This is a genomic window from Vibrio sp. D431a (genome assembly GCF_030248655.1).
GTDB lineage: Bacteria > Pseudomonadota > Gammaproteobacteria > Enterobacterales > Vibrionaceae > Vibrio > Vibrio alginolyticus.
The window spans coordinates 1-6,327 of record NZ_JAHGAP010000066.1 but is presented as its reverse complement, the minus strand read 5'-3'; the positions used below and the strand labels follow the sequence as shown (position 1 = coordinate 6,327).

5 protein-coding genes and 5 tRNA genes are annotated in these 6,327 nt (G+C 42.7%); 3 read left to right on the top strand and 7 right to left on the bottom strand.

The window, feature by feature from the left end:
- Positions 1–122 precede the first annotated feature (122 nt).
- The 4 genes from KJB35_RS27705 to KJB35_RS27690 form a co-directional block, all read right to left on the bottom strand.
- Positions 123–198: transfer RNA gene (locus KJB35_RS27705), tRNA-Thr, on the bottom strand.
- Between the two features lie 13 nt (positions 199–211).
- Positions 212–286 (bottom strand) — tRNA-Gly (locus tag KJB35_RS27700).
- 35 nt (positions 287–321) lie between these two features.
- Positions 322–406: transfer RNA gene (locus KJB35_RS27695), tRNA-Tyr, on the bottom strand.
- Between the two features lie 36 nt (positions 407–442).
- Positions 443–518 (bottom strand) — tRNA-Thr (locus KJB35_RS27690).
- 205 nt (positions 519–723) lie between these two features.
- Between KJB35_RS27690 and coaA the strand changes: the two genes are divergently transcribed.
- The gene (coaA, locus tag KJB35_RS27685; RefSeq protein WP_005388683.1) at positions 724–1,647 is read left to right on the top strand and encodes a type I pantothenate kinase; all 924 of its coding nucleotides are present in this window, start codon (positions 724–726) and stop codon (positions 1,645–1,647) included.
- A 7-nt stretch (positions 1,648–1,654) separates the two neighbouring features.
- Here the strand turns inward: coaA and birA are convergent, their stop codons facing one another.
- Together birA and murB are read right to left on the bottom strand one after the other, a co-directional pair.
- Positions 1,655–2,620: a bifunctional biotin--[acetyl-CoA-carboxylase] ligase/biotin operon repressor BirA gene (birA, locus tag KJB35_RS27680; protein WP_054579710.1), complete on the bottom strand. Its 966-nt coding sequence runs from the start codon at positions 2,618–2,620 to the stop codon at positions 1,655–1,657.
- Positions 2,617–3,660, bottom strand: a complete 1,044-nt coding sequence (gene murB / locus KJB35_RS27675) for a UDP-N-acetylmuramate dehydrogenase (RefSeq protein WP_053303319.1) — start codon at positions 3,658–3,660, stop codon at positions 2,617–2,619. Before murB ends, birA begins: the two co-directional genes overlap by 4 nt.
- 101 nt (positions 3,661–3,761) lie before the next feature.
- Between murB and KJB35_RS27670 the strand changes: the two genes are divergently transcribed.
- Both KJB35_RS27670 and pssA read left to right on the top strand, forming a co-directional pair.
- Positions 3,762–4,193, top strand: a complete 432-nt coding sequence (locus tag KJB35_RS27670; protein ID WP_017633746.1) for a GNAT family N-acetyltransferase — start codon at positions 3,762–3,764, stop codon at positions 4,191–4,193.
- Between the two features lie 71 nt (positions 4,194–4,264).
- Positions 4,265–5,605: a CDP-diacylglycerol--serine O-phosphatidyltransferase gene (gene pssA, locus KJB35_RS27665; protein ID WP_025768993.1), complete on the top strand. Its 1,341-nt coding sequence runs from the start codon at positions 4,265–4,267 to the stop codon at positions 5,603–5,605.
- 570 nt (positions 5,606–6,175) lie between these two features.
- Here pssA and KJB35_RS27660 read toward each other — a convergent pair.
- Positions 6,176–6,252: transfer RNA gene (locus KJB35_RS27660), tRNA-Asp, on the bottom strand.
- Positions 6,253–6,327: the final 75 nt, after the last annotated feature.

The window sequence follows — 6,327 nt, the reverse complement described above, 5'->3', positions numbered from 1 at the left end:
TCAAATTTTTCTTTAGACATGAGTGGTCCCTCTAGGTACGGATTTAGGTGGCCCAAATTGACCACGCAACCAAAAAAAGATAATTGGTAAATCTAATATCAAAAGGAAATAAACTTGAGAGCTGGTGCTGATAGGCAGATTCGAACTGCCGACCTCATCCTTACCAAGGATGCGCTCTACCACCTGAGCTATATCAGCACTCAAATTAGAGTGGAGCGGGCAGCGGGAATCGAACCCGCATCATCAGCTTGGAAGGCTGAGGTAATAGCCATTATACGATGCCCGCAACACGTAACTCTGAGAGCTATTTCCTAAAGAATATGGTGGAGGGGGACGGATTCGAACCATCGAAGGCAGTGCCGGCAGATTTACAGTCTGCTCCCTTTGGCCACTCGGGAACCCCTCCAAATTTTCAAGCCATTCAGACTACTAAAGGAAAGAATGGTGCCGACTACCGGAATCGAACTGGTGACCTACTGATTACAAGTCAGTTGCTCTACCTACTGAGCTAAGTCGGCATAAGTGGTGCGCATTCTATTGAATGATTTTCTAGGTTGCAATAGTAATTTGAAAAAAAATCATAAATTTCGATTTTTTAGATTCGTTTGCTGCAAATTCGTACAAACTTGGCTTTTTTAAAGTAAACTTCGACCTTTGTCGTTTGCTTTGAAGTTCGCTTGATGTATGTTCTTGCTTCTATTAAACCAAGGATAAACGAGACCCATGAGTCCATTTTTGTCATTTGACCGTGCAAATTGGGCCGAGTTAAGAAACTCTGTACCGATGACACTTTCTGAAGACGACTTGACTGCGCTTCAGGGCATTAATGAAAACCTAACCATGGAGGAAGCGGTAGAGATCTACCTTCCTTTGTCTCGTCTTTTGAATCTGTATGTCCAAGCTCGTCAAAGCCGCAATTCCGTATTACAACAATTCTTAAATACAGAGGAACATGCTCCCCCTTTCGTAATTGGTATCGCTGGCAGTGTTGCTGTAGGCAAAAGTACGACTGCTCGTATTCTAACGGCATTGCTTTCTCGTTGGGAGAATCACCCCAAAGTCTCCTTGGTTACAACAGATGGCTTCCTATATCCGAAAAAAGTACTAGAAGAACGCGGTATCATGCATCGTAAAGGCTTCCCTGAATCCTATGATATCAAGCGTTTAGTCGAGTTCATGTCTGACGTAAAGGCAGGAAAGCCCGATCTTGAAGTACCCATCTACTCTCACATCACGTATGACATTACTGATGAACTAAGAAAAGTGGATAGACCGGATGTTCTTATTATTGAAGGTTTAAACGTTCTGCAAAGTGGAATGGACTATCCACATGACCCGCATCGTGTCTTCGTCTCTGACTTTTTAGATTTTTCAATTTATGTCGACGCAGAAACAGAGACCATTGAACATTGGTATGTAGAACGCTTTTTAAAGTTTCGCCAAGGGGCCTTTACGAAACCAGGCTCTTATTTTAGCCACTACACACAACTCTCTGTCGATGACGCAAAGAAAAAAGCGAAGCAAATTTGGCATGATATTAATGGGCTCAATTTAGAATTGAATATTCTTCCAACTCGTGAGAGAGCCCACTTGATTCTACACAAAGGCGTTAACCACTTGGTTGATAAAGTCTCGTTGCGAAAGTAATCGAAGATTAGTCACTTTTACGCAACGAGATTTCACCACCAATATAAGTCTCGAGTCCTTGGGAGGTTTCGATTAATATTCCACCTTGATGATCGATGCCTCGAACGACGCCATATACCTCTCTAGGACCAATAAGCAGTTTGACCTGACGATTAAGGAAATTGTCTAACCGATTCCAACGTTCGATAAAGCCAGTAAGCCCTTTCATTTCATATTCGACAAGTGCGGAATTCCAATGCTTGATAAGTGTCATTGCTAGAACATTTCTATCGTTCTTGAGACTCTGATTTACTTGGTTCAACGTGGTCCATGGCTGGTCAATCTCAGGCTGGTCGTCAGGCATTCCAATATTCAGGCCCATCCCAATCACTAGATGAGCAGCCCCACCGGCCTGACCCGACATTTCAACCAAGATTCCGGCCAGTTTTTTATCTTGATAATACAAGTCATTCGGCCACTTGAGTTTAACACCTTGCATGCCTACTTCTTCCAAAGCTTCCACTGCGGCAATCCCAATCACCAAGCTCAAGCCCATTGCCGCAGCCATTCCTGCATCCAGTCGCCAATACATAGAGAGATATAAGTTAGAGCCAAACGGTGAGACCCATTGTCTACCGCGGCGACCACGCCCTTGTGCTTGATATTCAGCAATACAAACACGGCCCTTTTCCGAATCCGCGACTCTGTCGAGCAAATATTGATTCGTTGAGTCAATCACAGGGACGAGTTCAACAAGTGACTCCGAGCTAGTGGTAAGGAGAGTCTCGTCTAACAACTGCAATGGTGAGGCTAATTGGTAACCGCGCCCTTGCACTCGATAAATATCAATACCCCATTCACTAAGACCTTTAATGTGCTTAGCGATTGCCGCTCTAGAAACATTAAGATCGTCGCCCAACGCTTCTCCTGAATGAAACTCTCCATCACTTAATAACTTTAGAATATGAAGTTTCGTAGAGTGATCTTTTCTCATCTAGATGCCTCGATCTGAGCCAAATTGGTCTCCCCGGTACGATTGAGAAAGCGTACTTCATGCTCAAGTATGATTTGGTATTTGTCCCATACTGTCTGCTTCACTAAAGAAGCAAGCGCGACAATGTCATCTGCACTACAATTATCCATGTTGGTCAAAACCAAAGCTTGCATAGGGTTGACCTGCGCACCGTGTACAGACTTCCCTTTTAATCCACACTGATCGATAAGCCAACCAGCAGCAATTTTCATTCCTCCAGAAGCTGGGTAGGCCACTACGTTAGGGTATTTTTTTGTGAGTCGATCATAGTGATCTTGCGTGATCACTGGGTTTTTAAAGAAACTACCTGCGTTACCTATCTTGGTTGGATCTGGTAGTTTTGCCTTTCGCACTTGGCATACTCGTTCGAAGATAGAAGCAGGGCTGAGTTGTTCTTCTGGGATACTTTGTAAAGGGCCGTACTGGTTAATCGGCTGCCATTGCTTCGCCAACTTAAGCCCTAATGCGGTGATAAAGCACTTTCCGTGCAACGCATGTTTAAATATGGAATCCCTATAGGCAAACTCACAGTCTTGGGCGTGCATTCTTTTGTTTTCAAACGTAGTTAGGTCAAGAACATCTACATAATCACAGATGTCTTTTAGCTCTAGGCCATACGCACCAATGTTCTGAATAGGAGCCGAGCCAGCACAACCTGGAATCAAAGCTAAGTTCTCGATCCCACCGATCCCCTGATTCACACACCAGGAAACCAATTCAGGCCAATCTTCACCACCGGCAATATGTAATAGGTAGTGCTCATCCGTTTCCGTGACTTCTTTACCCATGATTCGATTAACAATCACTAATCCCTCAAAATGTTCTGTAAAAAGAACATTACTTCCTTTACCTAAAAAAAGTTTCGGTAAATGGGTGAATCTTGGGTTTTGAAATAGCTCAATAACATCTTCGAGCGACTCAACGATAGCTAAATAGGAACACGATTGTTCAATTCCAAAAGTATGGTAAGCCTTTAGGCTCGCATTTGTTTTAATTTGCATAGTAGGTTTGCAACACCAGATAAGATTCTCTTAAACTGTCGACATTCTACATTAGTTATCTTTTAACCGCAGTGACAATACCAGACTCATTAATCATAGAAGTGTTAAATCCCATCAAGCTCCCCCTCATTAAGAAACTATACAAAGCGTATTACCCTGCGGGTCGAGCCAAAAAGGATGAATTGATCATTACAGCAAGCCATAAGGGTGAAATCATTGCGTTACTACGTTTAAAAGGTGTAGATAAAGTTCGTCTGTTGACAGGAATGTTGGTCATTCCGAAAGTTAGGGGAACAGGGATTGGAAAAAAACTACTAACTCATTGTAAAAACAATGTTTTCACTGATGGCGATTATTGCTTCGCGTTTACACATCTCGAATCCTATTATTCCAAGCATGGATTCACAACAATTGATTGCTCTGAGCTACCACACCCGCTAAAAATGGCATTTCAACGTTACGTAGATAGCGGTAAAGATCTCATTCCAATGCAATTCATCTCTTCAACGACATCAAAACGCGTGCTTTTGTAGCCAGGTAAATCATATCTTTGATAAAATGGCAGGTTCGCAATATTGCACTAAACTAAGGTACTCATACCGATATGATAGTAAGTAGGAATCCATTCGAACAGTTGCCAAGTCTCGCTGTCAATCCGGAAGACTTTGATGTTCTGTATTCAGCAGAATCATTCAGAACCCGTCTTTTAGATGCTATCAGCAAAGCAACGTCGCGAATTTACCTAGTCGCTCTATATCTGGAAGATGATGAAGCTGGACGTGAAATTCTCACTGCGCTTTATGAAGCGAAACAGCGCAATCCTGGGTTGGACATCAATATCTGTGTCGACTGGCATCGAGCGCAGCGTGGCCTGATTGGTGCGGAGACATCTGAGGGTAATTCAGCGCTTTACAAAGCATATGCCAGTAAGTACCAGCACCCAATCCCTGTCTATGGCATACCAGTGCGTGGCAGAGAAGTTTTTGGGGTACTGCATTTAAAAGGCTTCATTGTCGATGATACTGTTATCTACAGTGGGGCGAGCTTAAATAACGTTTATCTCCATTATCATGAACGTTATCGATTTGATCGTTACCATGTGATTCGACATGAATCTTTAGCGAATTCAATGGTGCAATTCATTCAGGAAGAAATGATTGCTCACCCTGCCGTTAATGATCTTGCAGGAAAAGATAAGCCAGAAACCAAAGAAATAAAGTCGGCGATTCGCCAACTGAGGGCTTCTCTTGCTCAAGCCAACTATAAGTTTGAAGACCAAGCTGCAACAGAAGAAAGTGTAAAAGTCACTCCGTTAGTTGGGCTAGGCAAACGCCGTAATCTGCTCAATCAACAGATTGTAAAGTTATTGGCAGCAGCCCAAGACGAAATTTTCATTTGTACGCCTTACTTTAACTTCCCTAAAGCACTTCATCGTGAAGTGAAACGAGCCATGAAGCGTGGTGTGAAAGTAACTATTGTTGTGGGCGATAAAACCGCCAATGACTTTTACATTGCACCTGAGGAAGACTTTAAAACCATTGGCGGACTTCCATATCTTTACGAAGTGAATTTGCGTCGCTTTGCGAAAGCCAATGAAGCGAATATCGCCGCACGTAAATTGTCAATTCACCTATGGAAGCATGACAATAACAGCTTCCACCTTAAGGGTATTTGGGTTGATAAACGCTATATGCTACTTACTGGGAATAACCTAAATCCACGTGCTTGGTCACTCGACCTAGAAAATGGGCTACTCATACAAGACAATTATGCGAAGCTCACTGAGAAGTTTGAAGACGAAGTTTCGCGTATTCTTGAGCATACTCACCTTATCTGTACTTATAAGCAATTAGAGAAAGTAGAAGACTATCCTATAGAGGTACAGCGACTGGTCAGAAAAATTACCCGCCTAAAGGCAGATGGTGTTTTAAAACGTATTCTTTAGACATCATTTCTCGCTCTAAAGTACGTCGAAATTTTTATACTAAGCCAACCGCTTTAGCAGTTGGCTTTTTCATATAATCCATTTGGAATAAGCACATAACCACTTAGATCTAGAGCGACTCTCTTAATGGGTTTGAGCTTTGACGTTTGTGAGTATTCCGCATAGCTTACAGCCTCGAGCTAAGCTACCCCTCTCTGTTCTGGCGCTTCTTACCCTTTGGCGATATATTTTTTCTGAGACTCATCAAATGTTCAGCGTCGAAAATCATCACCTCGCTAATGAAGAGCTCCTTCAATCTTTCATCTTCCAATTCGTTTTTTCTTTCTCATCAAGATTCAAGTCGTTGAACGCCTTTGAATACCATAGATTACTTAGGCTTGTTTGTAGGTCATATTGCCTTTCCACAGCATCACCGGCCTATAATTAATTAAAGCCTAGTGTGTAATTACGCAGAGTTCGCTTAGTAGGGATTATGTGAAATAGTCTAGTTAGGTGTATAAACACTCTTCAGGGAAACGTCGCAGTAGAAACGAAAAAAGCCCCAGTCTTTCGACTGAGGCTTAATATAAGTGGCGGAGTGGACGGGACTCGAACCCGCGACCCCCGGCGTGACAGGCCGGTATTCTAACCAACTGAACTACCACTCCGCAGTGGTATCACTCGCTTTAATAAGCAAGTGTCCGATTTTGTCTTCACTTTTCAAAAAAGTGAAAATAAAACTA